We start from the raw sequence: 18,951 nt of genomic DNA, 5'->3' as shown, positions 1-18,951 counted from the left end.
GGTTTGCCTAAGCTCCTCGGCTGACAACGACTTGATCGGCCGTCGCACGCATCTGGTCGGACAACCGGAGCAGATCGTGCTCGCCGACCCCGTTGGGCAGCGTGTAGGCCACTTGGCGCAATTCGACGGCGTAGTTGCGCAACTGCTGGCGGAGTCGCGTCTCGATTGTCGGCATGACGCTCCTAACGGTGGGGACTGGCCCGGGCGCCCCTCTGATCGGCCGGCCCCCTCGAATCTATGCCGCCTGCTGCCGCATCCGCGAGACGCGCGGAGCGGTGTTTACGAGAGATTGACGGCCTATTTACAGTCCGTACCCTTCGGCCGCAGGCCAACGACACCCGGGCGACGCGGACGCTGGTTAGCTGACGGTCCGCACCGCGCCCGGCCGCCGCAACTCAGTCGGATTCCTCCACCTCGTCGTCGAGCACCACGATCTCCTGCTGTTCCTGCCAGTCCGCGGCACTGGCTTCCAGCGGTACTTCGACGGGCTCGGGCTCGTAGTCTTCATCCTCTGGTGGCTCCACCGCGGACCGCAGCTGTTCAGCGGCGTCAGCGATGGGCACGTCGTCGGGGAAGGTGTTGTCGCGCTCGGACATGGACGTCAAACTACCCGGTGCGCGCCGAGGGGAACGCCCGCTATCCCGGTGCAGGACCCTGTCGTCGGTTTCCGAGATCGTCCTGCGGGCTACTATGCCGCCATGGCGCTCGACGAAGGATCGACGTTTGCCGGGTACACCGTCATCAAGCGGCTGGGATCCGGGGGGATGGGCGAGGTCTACCTCGCCAGGCACCCGCGGCTGCCCCGCCAGGACGCACTCAAGGTCCTCAAGACGGAGGTGACGGCGGACAGCGAGTACCGGGAGCGCTTCCTCCGCGAGGCTGACACCGCGGCCACGCTGTGGCATCCACACATCGTGGCGGTGCACGACCGCGGCGAGTCCGATGGTCAGCTGTGGATCGACATGGATTACGTCGACGGCACCGACGCGGGGGAGTTGCTGGAGGAGCGGTACCCCAACGGCATGCCCGGCCCGGAAGTCGTCGAGATCGTCACCGCGGTCGCCGAGGCGCTCGACTACGCCCACCTGAACAAGCTGCTTCATCGCGACGTCAAGCCCGCGAACATCCTGATCGCGCAACCGGAATCGCCGGATCGGCGAATTCTGCTGGCAGACTTCGGGATTGCCGGTCTGGTAGGGGAATCGACGGGACTGACCGCGACCAATATGACGGTGGGCACCGTGGCGTATGCGGCACCCGAACAGCTGATGGGCAACGACCTCGACGGCCGGGCCGACCAGTACGCGCTCGCCGCCTCGGCCTACCAGCTGCTGACAGGAGCGCCGCCGTTTCAGCACTCCAATCCCGCGGTGGTGATCAGCCAGCACCTGAGCGCCTCGCCTCCGGCCATCAGTCAGCGCAGTCCGGAACTGTCCAACCTGGACCCGGTCTTCGCCAAGGCGCTGGCCAAGGACCCCAAAGATCGTTACCTGAGGTGCATCGACTTCGCGCGCGCCCTGAGCCACAACCTGGGCGCCGGCGGCGATCCCGATGAGACCAGCCTGTCCATGCCCGCCGTCGCCACCTCGACGCCGAAACGCTCGCTGCTGCGACCCGCCGTGCTCGTCCCGGCGCTGCTGGGCATCCTGCTGGTGATCGCGGTCGTCTTCGCCCTCCAGGAATATCTGCGCGCGGACAAGGAGGAGCGCGCAACACCGGCTCCGCAGCCGCCGGCGAGCACGTCAGTACCCGCGTCCACGACAGGAGCAGGTACCGCTACGACGGCGACGCCCGCCCCGGAGATTCCGGTCGTGGCCATCGGTGCCGATTGCTTCCCGCTCGGCAGCCTCGGCACCACCAAGACCGGCGCGACGGCCTACTGCTCGATGATTCAGGGCACCAGCACCAGCATCTGGTCACTGACCGAGGGCACCGCGGCCAGTCCGACCGTCAGCCCCACCTTGGAACCGAACGAGACCCCGCCGCCCAGCGAGCAGGAGACACCGGTTCGGGTCTGCATGGAGCAGACCGGTCAGACCCGGCTGCAGTGCCTGCAGGAAATCCGCCGCGGCAACGGCCGGCCCTGACGGCTAGACGCACCCGCTGACCGTGACGCGCCGGCCGACGTTCGCGCAGACGTTGATGTTCGGCGGAGGCGGCGGAGGCGGCGGGTAGTCCTCCGGCAGCGGCGCATAGTCGGCCGGGGGCGGAACGTAGGGCGCCACGGCGTCGGCGATATTGGTGCACCCGCTGACCGAGATGCGCCGGCCGGCATTGACGCACACGTCGGCCATGGCCGACCCCGACGGCTCGACGATGTCGAACACCTCGGGCACCGCGGTGAAGGCCAGTGCCGCGAGGGCGAAAGCTGCTGCGGGACGCTTCCAGGAATCCATCCAGATCTCCTTCCGGTGGGCGTTCATCATATTCACGCTGGTGGCGTCACACCCGGCGAACGGGCGGCGCCGACCAGCCGCCGGTGATGACCTGAGGCCGCGGCGCGTACAGCCGCATGGTCACCCCGACCGGTCCGCGCGGAGCGGGTAGCCAGTTGTTCCTGCGGTCCGGCCCAGGGTCCGCGTGCTGGATATAGATATCGAGCGAGCCGTCGTCGTTGTAGTGCAGGGGATCGCGGTCACCGATCGCGAACCGGTTCAGCTCGTTGCCGACCTGGAACCCCTCGGCGTCGTACATGGTGATCGACCAGAACGCGTCCACCGGTGGCAATTTGTCAGCGTCGAAGTGGACGACGTAGTCGTTGTCGCCGCTGACGGGTTGGCCGTCGGCATCGGAGGCCAGCAGCGGGTAGACCGCGTCCTCGGGAGGGTTGGCACCCAGCCCGATCAGGGCCACCACTGCGCGCCGGAAGTAGTTGTTGCCGTAGACGCCCATGCCCTCGCTGAGGTTGACCCAGCCGTTGACACTGGTCGCGAGCCTCGGTCCGGCCGCCAGCATGTCGGCGAGGGCATCCTTCTTGCCCTGCTCGATCTGTGCGACCTGGTCCTGGGTGAACCGGTGTGCGTCGAAGGGCTTGCCGCGCTCGATGCCGAGCAGTGTCAGCCTGGCCAGGATGGAGAAGTCGGTCGCATGCGGTGGGTGAACCCGCAGCAGGTCGGCGGCATAGGTCAGATAGTCGATGGCGCTCATGCCGTTGACGATCTTGAGCGGTTCGGTGGTCACGTCGTAGTTCACGTCCCGTTCGACCGCAGCCTTCGGCCCGAGTTCAGTGATGTGGAACCCGTCCTGCACCTTGTGCACCGCCGCGTAATCGTCCGGACCGTTCGTCTGGGTCCGCCCGATCAGCCAGACGTACGCGGTGGGCGCTTGGATGACCCGCGCCGGCGAAGGCAGTTCACCGGTGTATCCCGGACCGGTGATCACCAGGTCCAGCGGGCCGGTGCCGGTGGTCCGCTTACCGGGGTTGGCGAACACGTCGGACCACATGTCCAGCATCGGCAACATGTAGAAGCGATCGTCGGTGTCGTCGGCGTGCAGCCGAACCGGACCGTTGCTCAGGTCCAGCCACGCGATCGAGTAGAGCGTGTCGAAATTCGGCCGCACCACCGCGCGGAACTCCGCGGCCGGGAACTCGCGCAGGTGAGAGAACTGGTTCGGCGGACCGAAACCTGGGCGCGAGCCGGGAGCCGAATTGAACGCCTGCAGCCGGGTGACGTCCATGGTCACCAGCGGGTAGAAATACACGAACGCTTCGTAGCTCAACGTGCGCAGATCGTCGGATAAGGTGGTCAAGTTCTCTCCTTGGGGCCCGATTCGCCAGAGGCTTGAAGGATAGAGCTCAACGGATCGAAATGTCAGCGTTCGCAGCGGCTTCGGGGGCCACCGCGTGCGGCTGGCAGGCCCCGCCCGGTTACACACCCGGTTACATATGACGTCCTGCTTCTTTAGTTGGCGTCCCTGCCGATAAAGTTGGTTGCGATGACCCAGACAGCCGCCCCACCTGTGCTGACCGTGCGGTATGACGGAGCCGAGCGCACCTTTGCAGCCGGCCATGACGTAGTGATCGGCCGTGACCTACGCGCCGATGTCCGCGTGGCACACCCCTTGATCTCCCGCGTGCATCTGTTGCTGCGCTTCGACCAGGGTCGATGGGTCGCCATCGACAACGGCAGCCTCAACGGGCTGTACGTCAACAACCGCCGGGTGCCGGTCGTCGACATCCAGGACGGACAGCGCGTCAACATCGGCAATCCCGACGGGCCGGCGCTCGACTTCGAGGTGGGCCGGCGCAACCAGGGCTCGGTCGGGCGCCCGCCGGCGACTACCGCCATGGCGATCCCGTCGCGGCCCAGCGGTCCCATCCCCGCCCAGGGCGGGCAGCCGCCGTCCGGCGCCAACTGGGGTGCGCCGCCGCAACACCCGTCGACCGCACGGATGCCCGCCGCGCCGCCGGGCCAGCCCTCCGGCCCGCAGCCCCGGTACCCGTCCGGGCCGCAGCCGATGCAGCAACCGTCACCGCAGATCTACCGCTCGTCGGCGCAGCAGCAGCCGCCTCCGGTGATCGGTCGCACCGCCGAAGCGGGCAGCCGCACCTCGATGATGAAGATCCTGCGACCGGGCAAGGCCGGGGATCTGCCAGCGGGCGCCGTCAAGATCGGTCGCGCCGACGACAACGACATCGTCATCCCCGAGGTCCTGGCCTCCCGCCACCACGCGACCCTGATCCCGTCGCCCGGCGGCACGGAGATCCGGGACAACCGCAGCATCAACGGCACCTTCGTCAACGGCACCCGCGTCGAATCCGCCATCCTGCGTGACGGCGACGTGGTCACGATCGGCAACATCGACCTCGTCTTCGCCAACGGGGCGCTGTCCCGTCGCGAAGAGAGTCTGCTGGAGACCCGCACCGGCGGACTCGACGTACGCGGCGTGACCTGGACCATCGAGGGCAACAAGACCCTGCTGGACAACATCTCGCTGACCGCGCGCCCAGGCATGCTCACCGCGGTCATCGGCCCGTCGGGCGCGGGCAAGTCGACCTTCGCCAAACTGGTCGCCGGCTACACCCACCCGACCAGCGGGACGGTGTCATTCGAGGGGCACAACGTGCACTCCGAATACGCCTCGTTGCGAAGCAGGATCGGCATGGTGCCGCAGGACGACGTCGTGCACGGGCAGCTGACGGTGAAGCAGGCCCTGATGTACGCCGCCGAGTTGCGGTTGCCGCCCGACACCACCAAAGAGGACCGCGAGCAGGTGGTGGCGCGCGTCCTCGAGGAACTCGAGATGACCAAGCACCTCGAGACGAGGGTGGACAAGCTGTCCGGCGGTCAGCGCAAGCGGGCTTCGGTCGCGCTGGAGCTGCTCACCGGGCCGTCGCTGCTGATCCTGGACGAGCCCACGTCCGGGCTGGACCCGGCGCTGGACCGCCAGGTCATGACGATGCTGCGGCAGCTGGCCGACGCAGGTCGTGTGGTGCTGGTGGTCACCCACTCGCTGACCTACCTCGACGTGTGCGACCAGGTGCTGCTGCTGGCCCCCGGCGGCAAGACGGCGTTCTGCGGACCCCCGAGCCAGATCGGCCCGTCGATGGGAACCACGAACTGGGCCGACATCTTCAGCTCGGTGGCCGAGGACCCGGACGGCGCCAAGGCCCGCTACCTGGCGCAGACGGGACCACCGCCACCGGTGCCGCCGACGGAGAAACCCGCGGAGTTGGGGGAGGCGGCCCATACCAGTCTGGTCCGGCAGTTCTCCACGATCGCGCGACGGCAGCTGCGGCTGATCATCTCCGACCGCGGATATTTCATCTTCCTGGCCATCCTGCCGTTCATCATGGGTTCGCTGTCCATGTCGGTGCCCGGTGACGTCGGCTTCAACGCACCGCCACTGACCAGTGACGCGCCCACCGAGCCGGCCCAGATTCTGGTGCTGCTGAACGTCGGCGCGGTCTTCATGGGCACCGCGCTGACGATCCGCGACCTTATCGGTGAGCGGGCGATCTTCCTGCGAGAACAGGCGGTCGGCCTGTCCACCACGGCTTACCTGCTGGCGAAGGTCTGCGTCTACACCATCCTGGCGCTCATCCAGTCGGCGATCGTGACCATCATCGCGCTGCTGGGCAAGCCGGGTCCGAAGGCCAGCGCCGTGGTGCTCGGAAGTCCTGCCCTCGAGCTGTACGTGGACATCGCGGCGACGACCGTGGCCTCGGCCATGCTCGGCCTGGTGTTGTCGTCGCTGGCCAAGACCAGCGAGCAGATCATGCCGCTTCTCGTGGTGGCGGTCATGTCTCAGCTGGTGTTCTCCGGCGGCATGATCCCGGTGACCAACCGCTTCGGGCTGGACCAGATGTCGTGGGTCACCCCGGCACGCTGGGGCTTTGCGACATCGGCGTCCACCATCGACCTGACCAAGTTGTGTCCGGTGCCGCAGGTTCCCAAGGACGCGCACTGGAAACACACGGCCGGGGCGTGGACCTTCGACATGGCGATGCTGGTGGTACTCAGCATCTTCTACCTGGGCTTCGTGCGGTGGAAGATTCGCCTCAAGAGTGGCTGACCGGCACTGACGGTCTTGGTTTCCCACTCGGCGCCCACATTCGCCAGCAGTAACGCGAACATCACACCGGCCGCCGTGACCGGCAGGCCGAGGTAGAGCATCCAGCCGACCGGAAGGCCGGCCCTGCTCAGCGAGACGTAGTGCAGCAGCAGGACCACGGCGACGGCGCAGCCGGTCAGCAGCACCACGACTTTCGTCTTCATCGCCGTGGCGCCTACCTGGGCCACGGCGCGTTGCCCGGTGCGGGCCACTGCGGGGCGGCCACCGGGTGCTTCGGCCGGAAGAACAGCGCGCCCGCGACCGCGCGGTTGCGCAGCGCCGAGGCGCGCCATGTGTTCACCGGGTGTGAGGCCACCATGTTGGCCAGCCACACGAAGAATCCGGTCTCCGTGCCGGCCCGGTCGGCCATGCCGTCGAAGTCGACCCAGCGCAGCAGGTACTTGCCCGCACTCAGCACGCCGATCGCACGGCGGGCGCCCTCCGGCCGAAACGCGTAGCCGTAGTTGTCGGCCGTGTATTCCATCGACCGCGAAAGCGCCTGCCCGAGGAACGGGATCTTCATGGCCAGCTGGCTGAGTTGACGCCAGTACGACGCATGCCCGGCAGCGATGTGACCGACCTCGTGGCCGATGACGAAGGCCAGCGCCTCGGGATCGCGTGCCTGACCACCGATTTCGAAGAGGTCGCTGTAGACCACGACGTAGCGGCGGAAGCCGTGCCCGCTGGCGAAGGCGTTGATCTGGCCGTTGCCCAGCACGACGTAGGCGTCCGGCACCTCGGGGAGGCCGAATCGCTGGGCCGCCTCGACGACCAGCCAGTAGCCCTCGGGAAACTGGGTGGGCGACATCTTCACGCCGTTCGTGCGCTGCCGGCCGTAGTTCAGCCCGCGACCGAGGAACAGCAGCAGCGGCGTGGCCAGCAGGGACAACCACAGCAGGCTGACCTTGCCGGACAGCACCACCGCTAGCGCGATCAGGTACAGCACCACGCTGGAGGCGATGACCAGGACAAGTAGTCCGATCTCCCACGGGTGGCGCCGCGGCTGGTCGCGGAAGCCGGTCGGCGGGTGCGGGTGGTAGTGGGTCGGTGAATCGACAATGGCCATGACGGTTGCTGGACTCCTGATGTCGGTCTGCGCCGGATTTCCGGCTCTACCAGGGTCCGCGCCGGCCCTTGGAAGGTTCTGGAGAAATTCTTGGAGTGCTGGTCAGCGCGCCGCTCACGCGGTGCCCGGTGACCTGCGTCACCGTCGGCGCTCCTATCATTCGGTTATGACCGCCGGTGCGCTCACCTTGATGGGATCGCCGGCATTCGCAGCCGACGACACGGCGGCGTTCCGTGCCGCGGGGTGGTGGACCGACTCGACACTGTCGGACGCCGTTCGCCGCAACGGCGAGCGATCCCCGGACCGGATGGCCTACGTCGACCACCCCGGTGGCGCCCTGACATGGCGGGAATTCGATGCCGCGGCGACCGCCCTGGCCGGACAGCTGGCCGGGTTAGGCATCACTCGTGGCGATCGGGTCGCGGTGTGGCACGGCGATACCGCCGCCCTCCATGCGCTGTTCGTCGCCGTCGAGCGCTGCGGTGCGGTCGTGGTCGGCATCGGCGCCCGGGCCGGCACCCGGGAGGTGGCTCACTTGCTGGCCGCCACCGAACCCAGGGTTCTGATCGGCGATCAGCGGCGCAGCGCCGTCGCGGCGGAAGCGGAGTTACCGATTCCGGTTCGGGTGCTCAGCGGTGACGGCGCCGCGTTGCGTCTCGACGTCGACGCACCGGCCGCGGCGCCGGGTGTGCGGTCACCACTCGGCCCTGACGACGTATTTCTGATCAATTCCACGTCCGGCACCACCGGGCTGCCCAAGTGCGTCGTGCACACCCAGAATCGCTGGCACTACTTCCACCAGAAGGCGGTCACCAACGGCCGGCTGAGGTCCGACGACGTGTTCCTCTCGGTGGTTCCGATGCCGTTCGGATTCGGGCTGTGGACCAGCCACACCACTCCGATCCAGCTGGGCGCCACCACGGTACTGCTGCAGCGGTTCGCCACCCGGGCGGCGTGCGAGGCGATCGCCCGCCACAAGGTCACCGTATTGTGCTGTGTGAGTACTCAATTGACGATGCTCATGGCCGACCCGGTGGTGCGCGAGACCGATCTGAGCTCACTTAGGGTGGTGTTCACCGGCGGCGAGGCGCTGCCGTATCGGCCGGCCGCGGAGTTCGAGGAACTCACCGGAGCCAAGATCCTGCAGTTCTACGGGTCCAACGAAACCGGGCTGCTCAGCGGCACCACCTTGGACGACTCGCTGCACCATCGGCTGCGTACCGGCGGCCGGATCGTCCCGGAAATGAACGTCCGTCTCTACGACGGAGACTGCGACGTCACGGCGACCGGGCGCGGCCAGCCGGCCTGCCGCGGTCCGGCGACCAGCCTCGGTTACCTCACCGGTTTGCAGGGCGGGGCAGACCACGATCAGTTGTTCACCCGGGACGGGTGGATGCGGATGGGTGACATCTGCGAGATCGACGCGGACGGCTACCTCAGCGTCACCGGCCGCACCTCCGACTTCATCGTGCGGGGCGGCAAGAACATCAGCGCCGCGCAGGTCGAGGACTCCGCCATGTCACATCCGGCGCTGGCCCTGGCAGCAGCGGTGGCGATGCCCGATCCGGTGTTCGGCGAAAAGGTCTGCCTCTATGCCGAACTCGTCGACTCGTGCACCCTCGAGCTGCCGGAACTCGTGGATCACCTACTGGCGCTTGGTGTTTCCAAGGAACTGCTCCCCGAGCGGCTCATCGTGGTGGACGAGCTGCCCCGGTCCTCGGGAGGCAAGGTGGCCAAAGGTGAACTCCGCCATAATCTTCGAGCCAGGATGGAGGCGGGCGTGATGGATGCTCCGCAGGGACGGCGTGGCGGTCTTCAGGTATGGGCGCCGTCGGTGGTGCCGCCGATCGGAGTCGAGCTGTCCGACGAACAGGCGCTCGCCGTGGCGTTCCGCCACCTGGCCTCCATCGGGTTCGCCGAGAACATGGCCGGACACATCACCTGGCAGCGTGACGGCCATACCGACATGCTGGTCAACCCGTGGGGCCTGTGGTGGCAGGAACTCACCGCGTCGGACATCTGCGAGGTGGACGCGGATGCGCGTCTGGTACGCGGTCGCTGGGATGTGACACCGGCCATCCACATCCACACCGAACTGCACCGGGTGCGCGACGACGCCCGGGTGGTCATTCACAACCACCCCTACTACGTCTGTGTGCTGGCCGCACTCGGCAGGCTGCCGGAGCTGGTGCATCAAACCGGATCGCTGTTCCTCGACGATATGTGCCTCGTCGAAACCTATGAGGGGGAGATCGATACCCCTTCTCGGGCAGCTGAACTCGTCGCTCACATCGGCAGCGCCAACCTGACGGTGCTGGCCAACCACGGCGTCATCGCCACCGGCCGCAATCTGCCCGAAGCCGTCTACCGCGCGGCGTCCATCGAACGGGTGTGCCGGATGGCCTACGACGTCATGCTGACCGGCATCGAACCGTCGCAGATGAAGTGGTCGGACATGATGGGAATGCGTGCCTCGCTGATCGAGCGCGCGGCGGATGTCTACTGGGCGGGTGCGGCACGGATGACGATCAAAGCCGATCCCGATGTGCTCACCTGACCCGCGAGCAGACACAAAATCGCCCTGGAGCGGATGCTCCAAGGGGATTTTGTGTCTGCTCGCCACTAGAAGGAGACCGGCGTGAAATCGATTGACGAGTTGGCCACCGACCTGAACTTCACCACCGCCAAGACCGGTGAGCAGCGGACGGTGACGCTGCTGCCGGATCCCCCCAGGGCGGACCGCCGCTACACCGTCATCTCGGTCGACGACCACATCGTCGAACCGCCGGACACGTTCACCGGCCGTCTCCCGCGGAAGTTCGCCGACCGGGCGCCCACCGTCGTCGACACCCCCGAAGGCGGGCAGACCTGGGTATACGACGGCCAGGTGCTACCCAACGTCGGCTTCAACGCGGTGGTGGGACGGCCGGTGTCGGAGTACGGCTTCGAGCCGGTGCGATTCGACGAAATGCGCAGGGGCGCTTGGGATATCCATGAGCGGGTCAAGGACATGGACCTCAACGGCATCTACGCGTCGCTGAACTTTCCCTCGTTTCTGCCGGGATTCGCCGGCCAGCGGCTGCAGCAGGTGACCAAGGACCGCGACCTGGCGCTGGCCTCGGTGCGTGCGTGGAACGACTGGCATCTGGAGGCGTGGGCGGGAGCCTATCCCGGCCGCATCATTCCGTGTCAGCTGCCCTGGCTGCTGGATCCCGAGCTGGGGGCCACGATGATCCGCGAGAACGCCGAGCGCGGATTTCACGCCGTGACGTTCAGCGAGAACCCGGCGATGCTGGGATTGCCGAGCATCCACTCGGGCTACTGGGAGCCGATGATGGCGGCCTGCGCCGAGACCGGCACCGTGGTGAATCTGCACATCGGTTCCTCCGGCTCCTCGCCGTCGACGACCGCCGACGCGCCACCGGATGTGCAGGGTGTGCTGTTCTTCGCCTACGCAATCTCGGCCGCCGTGGACTGGCTGTACTCGGGGCTGCCCAGCCGCTTTCCCGACCTGAGAATCTGTTTGTCCGAGGGCGGAATCGGCTGGGTGGCCGGCCTGCTGGACCGCCTGGATCACATGCTGAGCTATCACGAGATGTACGGCACCTGGCGCGCACTCGGCGAAACTCTCACGCCCGCAGAGGTTTTCCAGCGAAATTTCTGGTTTTGCGCGGTGGAGGACAAATCGTCATTCGTGCAGTACGAGCGCATCGGGGTGGACAACATCATGCTGGAAGCCGACTACCCGCACTGCGATTCGACGTGGCCACACACCCAGCAGACGATCCACCAGGAGATCGGTGGACTACCGGACGAGGTGATCCGGAAGATCACCTGGCAGAACGCAGCTCGGCTCTATCAGCACCCCGTGCCCGAAGAGGTACAGCGGGATCCAAACGCGTTCTAAACGTCGACCTCGGCTTCGGAGCAGTAGACCCCGAGCACGTCGCGGGCCGAGACGATGCCCACCAGTGCGCCGTCGCGTTCCACCAATATGTGGCGGATGTAGCGGTCCATCATCCGGGTGGCGACTTCGTCGATGGTGGCATCGGCATCACACCAGATGAGTTTGGTGCTGGCCACGTCGGCGGCGCGGACGGCGTTCGGATCGATACCAGAGGCCACCGCCCGGACGATATCGCGCTCGCTGACCAGGGCGCCGGGGCTGTCCTCGTCGCCGATGACCATGGCACCGACGTTTTCGGCCACCATCGCGCGCGCGGCGTCGGCGAGGGATGCGTCACCGGCGACGCGGGCCACCGGATCGCCGGTCACGGTGGAGATCGGAAGGTTCCCAACAGAAGAGAAGGCAGTCACGTCACCATGTTCGTCAGGGCGGGCCGGCCGTCTCTAGTGACTTCAGTCCCTAAATCTGGTGGCCTTGGTTGACGGCGGGCTGCCAGAAATTCCGACGATTACCGCCGTCTGTATGGTCAGTGGCGATGAGTAACCAGTATCCCGCCGACGCGTTCACGTCGCGGCATGCCGTGGATCCCGATCTCCGGTCGATCGCCCGAATCCTGCCCCGGGGATACGGGCTGCATCGCGGCCTGCGGTTGCCCCGCGCGCTGATGGGGCTGGCCGGGTTCACCGGACGTGAGCGCGACGTGCCGGTGGCCGCGGTCAACGGCGACGTCACCGTGCGCGTGCACCGGCCGGCCGGATTGCCGCAGCCGGCGCCGGCGCTGCTGTGGGTCCACGGCGGCGGAACGGTGATGGGTAGTGCCGCCCAAGAGGACCGGTACTGCCGCAAACTCTCCTATCTGGCCGGCGTGGCGGTGGTGGCGGTGGAACATCGCCTGGCACCGGAGCATCCCTACCCGGTTCCGCTGGACGACTGCTACGCGGCGCTGTTGTGGTTGCAGCGCCAATCGTGGGTGGACGCCACCCGGATCGCGGTGGGAGGCGCCAGTGCCGGGGGCTATTTCGCGGCCGCGCTGGCCCAGCGCGCACAGGATCGCGGCGACGTCGCGCCGGTGTTCCAGATGCTGGTCTACCCGATGCTCGATGACCGCACCGGCGCGAAACCCGATGGCCGCAAACGCTTCATGTGGAGTGAACGGGACAATCAGCTGGCCTGGCAGTGGTACCTGGCCGGTTCGGATCCCGACGAGGCGGTGCCGGCGCGCCGCACCGACCTGTCGGGTCTACCGCCGGCCTGGATCGGCGTCGGCACCCTCGACCTGTTCTATCCGGAGTGCGTCTCGTACGCGAGGCGGCTGCGCGCGGCGGGCGTTCCCGTCCACGAACACATCGCCGCCGGCGCTTTCCACGCCTTCGACCTGCTGGCGCCGAATGCGCCGATCTCCTTGTCCTTCTTCGCCAGTCAGTGTGAGCACCTGCGCGCAGCGCTTAGGTGACCCAGTCGGGTTGTCCCGCGGTGTCTACCACGGAGAAGTCCTTGTGGCCGAGACCGGCGACGCAACCGCCGTCGACCACGAACTCCGAGCCGGTCGAGTAGCTGGATTCGTCGCTGGCGAGATAGAGCACCAGGTTTGACACCTCCTGCGGTTCGGCGATACGGCCGAGCGCGGTCTGGAAGATGTCCTCGGGCACCCATTCGGTCATGGGTGTCCTGATGAGGCCGGGATGGATGGAGTTGACTCGGATCCCGCTGGGCCCCAGCTCCAGTGCTGCCGACTTGGTCAGTCCCCGGACCGCGAATTTCGTTGCGGTGTAACCGTGACAGGCGATGGTGCCGGCCAGTCCCTCGATGGAGGAGATGTTGATGATCGATCCGCGGCCGGCAGCCTTCATCGGTTTGACGACCGACCGGATACCCAGAAAGACACCGGTGAGGTTGATGTCGAGGATCCGCTGCCATTCGGAAAGCTGGTAGTCCTCCAAGGTTCCGATGTTGATGATGCCGGCGTTGTTCACCAGGATGTCGAGGCGGCCGAATTCGGCCAGAGTGGTCTCGACCGCCGCGTCCCACTGGGCGGGGTCGGTGACGTCGAGGTGCACGTAACGCGCGGCGTCGCCGACGTCGGCTGCCACGGCTTTGCCTTCGTCGTCGAGGATGTCACCGAACACCACCTTGGCTCCTTCGGCGACCAGGGCCCGGACGTGGGACGCGCCCATGCCGCGGGCCCCGCCGCTGATGAGGGCGACTTTGTCGGTCAATCGGTTCGGCATTGAATCTCCTGACTCGTTCGTGACGGCTGTCGTCGCCTCACCATACACAAGCAGCTGATTCGTATGGCCCTGAACATAACGCGCAAAACCCGCAGATCGCTTGTTGCGTGGCTATCGCGCACAAGAGCGAATCGACGGCCGCCGGCCCGTAACTTCAGGCACACCAAGAAAGCAGGCGACGACCTGCCCTGACACCGGAGAACACCGTGCCAATTTCGAATCATGCTGTGCCACAACCTGAGTACACCGAGCGGACGGTGCTGACCAGCGACGGGGTTCGCCTTTCGGTGCGTGACTACGGCCGGCGTCAGCCGCTGCACACCCTGGTTCTGCTGCACGGGCTGTGCCTGACGCAGGACAGCTGGGCCATCCAGATCCGCCAGCTGAGGCACCGGTGGGGCAGTGCGCTGCGCATCATCTCCTACGACCACCGTGGGCATGGCGCATCGAGCGGCGCGCCGGCCCACAGCTACCGGATCGGACAGCTGGCCGACGATCTCGCCGATGTCCTGACCACCCTGCGGGTCGCCGGGCCGGTTACTGTGGCCGGTCATTCGCTGGGTGGCATGACGGCACTGGCCTACCTGAGCCGGCCCGCCGGCGAGCGGCCGGTCGATCCGGACGGCCTGGTCCTGATCGCCGCGGCGGCCGGACGGATATCGGAACGCGGACTGGGCCGCGTGCTGGCCAGCCCGGCCGCGCGCGTCCTGTTCGATCTCGCCGTCCGCATGCCACACCGGACAGCCGAGCGGACCATCCGGTCGCTGATCCGCCCGCTGCATGCGGTACTGGCCAGGTATTCGAGCCGAAACATCGCCCATACCGGCTTTGCCGCCCTGGCAACCGAATCCACCCGTGCGGTGTCGCCCCTGACGGCGGCCGCGTTCCTGCGCGATCTGGGCGGTTACGACGTGTACGGGTCGCTGGCGAACATCAGTGCCACGACGGTCGTCGTCAGTGGCGGCGCGGACATCACCACTCCGGATGCCCATGCCCGGGACCTGGTTACGTCCATCCCCGGCGCGACGCACCTGCCGCACCCCACGGCCGGGCACATGCTCCTGCTGGACGCCCCGCACCGGGTCACCACGGCGATCAACCGTGCCATGGGATTGCACCGTAGCCCGGCTTGGGCGGCCAGGAGCTGGGCGTCGGCCTACGGGCTACCGGGCGCCGCGGCCGCGTCGTGAACGCAGCGACTACCGTCGTCCCCATGAAATTGACCGGCAAGACTGTTCTGCTCACCGGAGCAACCGGAGGGCTGGGACGAGCGATCGCCACAGCGCTCGCCGACCGCGGCGCGCGGCTGATCGTCAGTTCTCGCAAATCTGGGGAGCTCGACGAGCTGGTGGCGTCGCTGTCGGGCCCCGGGCACCGCAAGATCGTCAGCGACCTCGCGGAGCCCGGCGCCGGTCCGGCGCTGCTGGCCGAGGCCGGCCCGATCGACGTCCTGGTCGCCAACGCGGCACTGCCCGCCTCGGGCAAGCTCGACAGCTTCACCGCCGAGCAGGTCGACCGCGCGTTGCGGGTCAACCTCGAGGTGCCGGTGCAGATGACCCGCGAATTGATTCCGGTGTTCACCGCGCGCGGCTCGGGCCATTTCGTCTACATCTCGTCGATCTCCGGAAAGGCCGCCACCGCGCGTGCGTCCCTCTACGCCGCGACCAAGTTCGGCCTGCGCGGTTTCGCCCTGTGCCTGCGCGATGACCTGCGGCCTGCCGGGGTCGGCGTCTCGGTGGTCAGTCCCGGGGCGATCGGCGGCGCCGGGATGTTCGCCGACTCGGGAGCCGTGGCGCCGCCGCTGATGGGCACCGGCACACCCGAGCAGGTCGGAGCCGCCGTGGTGAGCGCGATCGAACGCAACCGCGGCGAGGTCACGGTGGCGCCGCTGCGGCAGCGGGCACTGGCACGCTTTGCGGCGAACGCCCCCGAGGTGGCCTCGCGACTGGCCGGAGGCGTGGCGGCAAAAACGGCCGACCAGATCGCTGCCGGCCAGGTCGACAAGCGTTAGGGAAGTTTCCGCCAGACAGATGGCATCCTGGCGTCCGTGGGCGTCGTGTTTCGCTTGGTCGAGTTGCTGCTGCTGGCCCTGCCGCTGATCGGGGTGATCGCGGCCGGCATCAAGGCGATCTCGGCGATGAAGAATCGGCCCGCACCGGCCCCTGACGACGCGTCACCGGAGCAGGGTCCACCACGATCCGTACCCCCTGGAAACCAGGCGGCGCACTGGCAGGCCATCAAGCGCGCGCTCAGTGCCCACGACAAGACCGACGCCCGCTGGCTCGAGTACGAGCTGGATGCCACCCGGCTGCTGGACTTCCCGGTGATGACCGACATGCGCGACCCGCTGACCACCGGCTTTCACCGGGCCAAGCTGCGAGCAGACCTGCACCGACCGCAGCGGGCCGAGGACCTGTTCGACGATCGCGACGCCGCACGCGAATATCTGGACGCGGTTCAGGATTACGTGACCGCGTTCAACGCGGCCGAAGCCGAGGCGATGCGCAGGCGCAGCAGCGACTTCTCGAAGGAGGAGCGGCAGCGGCTGGCGCGGGCGCAGAGTCTGCTGCGGATCGCCGCGGACACCGCCGCCACTACCCAGGAACGCCAGCATGCATACCAACTGGCGCGGGCCGAACTCGATGGCCTCATCGTGCTGCCCGACAACACCCGTACCAGTATCGAGCGCGGCATCCTCGGTGAGATCGACCGCTAGTTCTTCAAGCGCACCATGCGGGTGGTGGTGCTTTCGTCGAGCTCGACGACATCACTGCGCGAGCGCAAAAAGTCGCTGAAGGACTTGAATCCCAGGGATTTCTCGCTGAACGACGGGTTCATCCGTTTCATCTGCGCCTTGACCACCGAATTGTGCAGCCAGTCCACGTCGTCCTTCTCCAGACCGATGCGTAGCGCGCGTTCGAGCAGACTGGTGGCCGCGACCTGAGGGTCCGGCGCGGCCGGCTCCTCGTCGGGCTCGCCGGAACCCGCGCGGCGGGCGCGTTTCTTCGGTGGCGGGCTCGCGGCCGTCGTCGAGATCCCGGGCAGCGCGTCGTAGGTGACGAACTCGTCGCACGCGGCGGCCAGCGACTGGCTGCTCGCGCCGGCCACACCGATGCCCACGACGTAGCGGCCCAGGCGCTTGCACCGCTGGGCCAACGCGATGTAGTCCGAGTCGCCACCGACGATCACGACGTGTGTCAGGTCGGGTAGCCGGAACATGTCCTCGACCGCGTCCACCGCCAGCCGGATGTCGGCGCCGTTCTTTCCGTAGGCGGCCGCGGGAAACAGCTGCACCAGATCGACGGCGCGGCCGACCAGTTGACCGTGGTAGGCGGCGTTGACTTCGGCCGACCAGTCGGCGTACGCGCGGGTGAGTACCAGCGTGCCGAACGAGGAGGCGAAGTCCATGATCGCGCCCAGGTCGACGGTAGCCGCACGCAGCTTTTCCTTGTCGAGGCCTTTGGCCTTGTCCCGCTGGAAGGTGTTTCGGCCGTGCACCTGGTCGTAACGCGAGATGACGATGTTGTCGAAGTCGAAGTACACGGCCACTCGGGTCGCGCTGGAAGCGCTGGAGTCGGTCATGCGGACATCGTCCGGCATCGGGCCGTCAACGGCCAATGTGGGTCACAACGCGGTATGAGGTGCCGCGTTCGTCGCGCTCCCACAGCGCTTCGTCCGCACCGACCGCCGTTCCCTGCGCGATCAACTGGCGTTTGAGAACTTTGTGGGTGGCGGTGCTGGGCAGGTCCGCCGCGATGCGGATGTAGCGGGGCCGCGCCTTGGGAGACAGGTCGGGCTGCGCGTCGAGGAAGGACTCCAGCGATTCCGGGTCGAACGGCTGGCCTTCGTGCAGCACGACCGCCGCCATGACCTGGTCACCAACCCGCTCGTCGGCGACTGCGTAGACGGCTACCCGATTGATCGCGCTGTGGCGCAGCAGAATTCGTTCGATCGGGGCCGCCGCGAGGTTCTCGCCGTCGACGCGCATCCAATCCGCGGTCCGCCCGGCAAGGTAGATCCATCCCTCCGCGTCCTTATAGGCGAGATCGCCGGACCAGTACATCCCGTGCCGCATGCGCTCGGCGTTGGCCTGCGGATCGTTGTAGTAACCGGTGAACAGACCCGAACCAGTGGTGTTGACCAATTCACCCACCGCGTCGTCGGCATTGAGTACCGAGCCGTGGTCGTCGAACCGGGCGAGCTGACACTCGGTGACGGTCTCGCTGTTGTAGATGGCGACCCCGGGAGCGCCCTTGCCGATCGAGCCGCGTGGAGTCCCCGGCTCGCGCAGCACCATGACGGCGTTCTCGGTGGAGCCGAAGCCGTCCTCGACCTGCACGCCGAAGCGGCGCGCGAACTCCTCGATGTCCTTGTCGTTGGCCTCGTTGCCGAATGCCACTCGCAGCGGGTTGTCCGCGTCGTCAGGGCGTTCCGGGGTGGCGAGGATGTATGCGAGCGGTTTGCCGACGTAGTTCATGTACGTGACGTCGTACCGCCGGACGTCGGCCAGGAAGTTGCTGGCCGAGAACTTCGCCGGCACGATCGACGCTCCGGAAACCACGGCCGGGGCCCAGCCGGCGACCACCGCATTGGAGTGAAACAGCGGCATCGACACATAACACGTGTCGCGCTCGGTCAGGGCGAACCGTTCGGCGAGGCTGAGCCCGGCGAAGGTCGGCATCAGGTGTGCCACCTGCACCGCTTTGGGATTGCCGCTCGTCCCCGAGGTGAAGATCATCATGAAGGGGTCCATCATCTCGGCTTCGCGATGGGGGACCAGCGGGCCGGCGCCGGCGACCAGGTCGGCCCATGCCAACGTTGAGGTGTCGAAGACCCGAACTCCGTTGAGCTCCAATCCGTCCAGTAACCCGCGGTGCTCGGCGTCGGTCACGACGATCTGACAGTCCGCCCGCCGGATGTCGGCGGCCAGGGCGTCGCCGCGCCGGGTGGTGTTCAGCCCGCACAGGACATATCCACCCAGGCCGGCCGCCGCCATCTGGGTCAGCATGTCGGGGGTGTTGCCCAGCAACGAGCCGACGTGCACCGGGCGGTCCTGGTCCGCGGCGGACAGCAGGCCCGCTGCCTGCGCCGTCGCCCGGCCGAGGTAGTCACGCCAAGTCCACTGCGAATCGCCATATTTCACGGCGATCCCAGAATCTGACAGTCGCTGTCGCAGCAGCGCTTGCATCGTCTGG

The 18,951-nt window shown here is 67.3% G+C and carries 18 protein-coding genes and 1 pseudogene; 9 read left to right on the top strand and 10 right to left on the bottom strand.

The features are described 5' to 3' along the window. Positions 1-7: 7 nt before the first annotated feature. Positions 8-175, bottom strand: coding sequence for a hypothetical protein (locus QXH22_RS28685; RefSeq protein WP_306240596.1), 168 nt, complete (start codon positions 173-175; stop codon positions 8-10). Between the two features lie 220 nt (positions 176-395). Then, positions 396-596: a hypothetical protein gene (locus QXH22_RS28680; RefSeq protein ID WP_306240595.1), complete on the bottom strand. Its 201-nt coding sequence runs from the start codon at positions 594-596 to the stop codon at positions 396-398. 102 nt (positions 597-698) lie between these two features. Here QXH22_RS28680 and QXH22_RS28675 point away from each other — a divergent pair, with 102 nt between their 5' ends. After that, positions 699-2,087 carry a serine/threonine-protein kinase gene (locus tag QXH22_RS28675; protein WP_306240594.1) on the top strand — a complete coding sequence of 463 codons (1,389 nt, stop codon included), beginning with the start codon at positions 699-701 and terminating at the stop codon, positions 2,085-2,087. 3 nt (positions 2,088-2,090) lie between these two features. Here QXH22_RS28675 and QXH22_RS28670 read toward each other — a convergent pair whose 3' ends face one another. Both QXH22_RS28670 and QXH22_RS28665 read right to left on the bottom strand, forming a co-directional pair. After that, complete coding sequence (locus QXH22_RS28670) at positions 2,091-2,396, bottom strand: hypothetical protein (protein WP_306240593.1); 306 nt, start codon at positions 2,394-2,396, stop codon at positions 2,091-2,093. Positions 2,397-2,442: 46 nt separating this feature from the next. Then, a complete protein-coding gene (locus QXH22_RS28665; RefSeq protein WP_306277682.1) occupies positions 2,443-3,750 on the bottom strand; it encodes a DUF1254 domain-containing protein in 1,308 nt (435 codons plus the stop codon). A 186-nt stretch (positions 3,751-3,936) separates the two neighbouring features. Here QXH22_RS28665 and QXH22_RS28660 point away from each other — a divergent pair, with 186 nt between their 5' ends. Then, the gene (locus QXH22_RS28660) at positions 3,937-6,516 is read left to right on the top strand and encodes an FHA domain-containing protein (RefSeq protein ID WP_306240591.1); all 2,580 of its coding nucleotides are present in this window, start codon (positions 3,937-3,939) and stop codon (positions 6,514-6,516) included. Here the strand turns inward: QXH22_RS28660 and QXH22_RS28655 are convergent. Further along, entirely contained in the window at positions 6,471-6,719 is a 249-nt protein-coding gene (locus QXH22_RS28655; protein WP_306240590.1) for a hypothetical protein, read from the bottom strand. The two genes, QXH22_RS28660 and QXH22_RS28655, sit on opposite strands and share 46 nt — an antisense overlap. Positions 6,720-6,730: 11 nt before the next feature. Beyond that, positions 6,731-7,621, bottom strand: a complete 891-nt coding sequence (locus QXH22_RS28650; RefSeq protein WP_306240589.1) for a M48 family metallopeptidase — start codon at positions 7,619-7,621, stop codon at positions 6,731-6,733. 166 nt (positions 7,622-7,787) lie between these two features. Between QXH22_RS28650 and QXH22_RS28645 the strand changes: the two are divergent. The 3 genes and pseudogenes from QXH22_RS28645 to QXH22_RS28635 form a co-directional block, all read left to right on the top strand. Beyond that, positions 7,788-9,401: pseudogene (locus QXH22_RS28645) on the top strand (class I adenylate-forming enzyme family protein); the annotation flags it as partial. Between the two features lie 3 nt (positions 9,402-9,404). Continuing rightward, a complete protein-coding gene (locus QXH22_RS28640; RefSeq protein WP_306277745.1) occupies positions 9,405-10,178 on the top strand; it encodes a class II aldolase/adducin family protein in 774 nt (257 codons plus the stop codon). Positions 10,179-10,259: 81 nt separating this feature from the next. Further along, positions 10,260-11,528 carry an amidohydrolase family protein gene (locus tag QXH22_RS28635; RefSeq protein ID WP_306240588.1) on the top strand — a complete coding sequence of 423 codons (1,269 nt, stop codon included), beginning with the start codon at positions 10,260-10,262 and terminating at the stop codon, positions 11,526-11,528. On the opposite strand, the gene QXH22_RS28630 is transcribed toward QXH22_RS28635, so the two are convergent. Continuing rightward, positions 11,525-11,938, bottom strand: coding sequence for a cyclic nucleotide-binding/CBS domain-containing protein (locus QXH22_RS28630; protein WP_306277681.1), 414 nt, complete (start codon positions 11,936-11,938; stop codon positions 11,525-11,527). The genes QXH22_RS28635 and QXH22_RS28630 overlap by 4 nt on opposite strands. 125 nt (positions 11,939-12,063) lie before the next feature. On the opposite strand from QXH22_RS28630, the gene QXH22_RS28625 reads away from it, so the two are divergent. Continuing rightward, on the top strand, positions 12,064-12,981 hold the full coding sequence (locus tag QXH22_RS28625; protein WP_306277680.1) for an alpha/beta hydrolase: 918 nt from the start codon (positions 12,064-12,066) through the stop codon (positions 12,979-12,981). Here the strand turns inward: QXH22_RS28625 and QXH22_RS28620 are convergent. Then, complete coding sequence (locus tag QXH22_RS28620) at positions 12,974-13,756, bottom strand: SDR family oxidoreductase (RefSeq protein WP_306240584.1); 783 nt, start codon at positions 13,754-13,756, stop codon at positions 12,974-12,976. The genes QXH22_RS28625 and QXH22_RS28620 overlap by 8 nt on opposite strands. Positions 13,757-13,983: 227 nt before the next feature. On the opposite strand from QXH22_RS28620, the gene QXH22_RS28615 reads away from it, so the two are divergent. Genes QXH22_RS28615 through QXH22_RS28605 form a run of 3 tightly spaced genes read left to right on the top strand, consistent with a single transcriptional unit; the run spans position 13,984 to position 16,472 of the window. Next, positions 13,984-14,946: an alpha/beta fold hydrolase gene (locus QXH22_RS28615; RefSeq protein ID WP_306277679.1), complete on the top strand. Its 963-nt coding sequence runs from the start codon at positions 13,984-13,986 to the stop codon at positions 14,944-14,946. A 23-nt stretch (positions 14,947-14,969) separates the two neighbouring features. After that, positions 14,970-15,767 (top strand): SDR family oxidoreductase, encoded by a 798-nt coding sequence (locus tag QXH22_RS28610; protein ID WP_306277678.1) that lies wholly within the window; start codon positions 14,970-14,972, stop codon positions 15,765-15,767. 36 nt (positions 15,768-15,803) lie between these two features. After that, on the top strand, positions 15,804-16,472 hold the full coding sequence (locus tag QXH22_RS28605; protein ID WP_306240581.1) for a hypothetical protein: 669 nt from the start codon (positions 15,804-15,806) through the stop codon (positions 16,470-16,472). Here the strand turns inward: QXH22_RS28605 and QXH22_RS28600 are convergent. Further along, a complete protein-coding gene (locus QXH22_RS28600) occupies positions 16,469-17,338 on the bottom strand; it encodes an NYN domain-containing protein (protein ID WP_306240580.1) in 870 nt (289 codons plus the stop codon). The two genes, QXH22_RS28605 and QXH22_RS28600, sit on opposite strands and share 4 nt — an antisense overlap. 25 nt (positions 17,339-17,363) lie before the next feature. After that, positions 17,364-18,944, bottom strand: a complete 1,581-nt coding sequence (fadD1, locus tag QXH22_RS28595) for a fatty-acid--CoA ligase FadD1 (protein ID WP_371934348.1) — start codon at positions 18,942-18,944, stop codon at positions 17,364-17,366. Positions 18,945-18,951: the final 7 nt, after the last annotated feature.

It is taken from the genome of Mycobacterium sp. TY814 (assembly GCF_030755175.1).
In the GTDB taxonomy this organism is placed as follows: Bacteria; Actinomycetota; Actinomycetes; order Mycobacteriales; family Mycobacteriaceae; genus Mycobacterium.
This window is presented reverse-complemented; position numbering and strand designations above follow the sequence as displayed.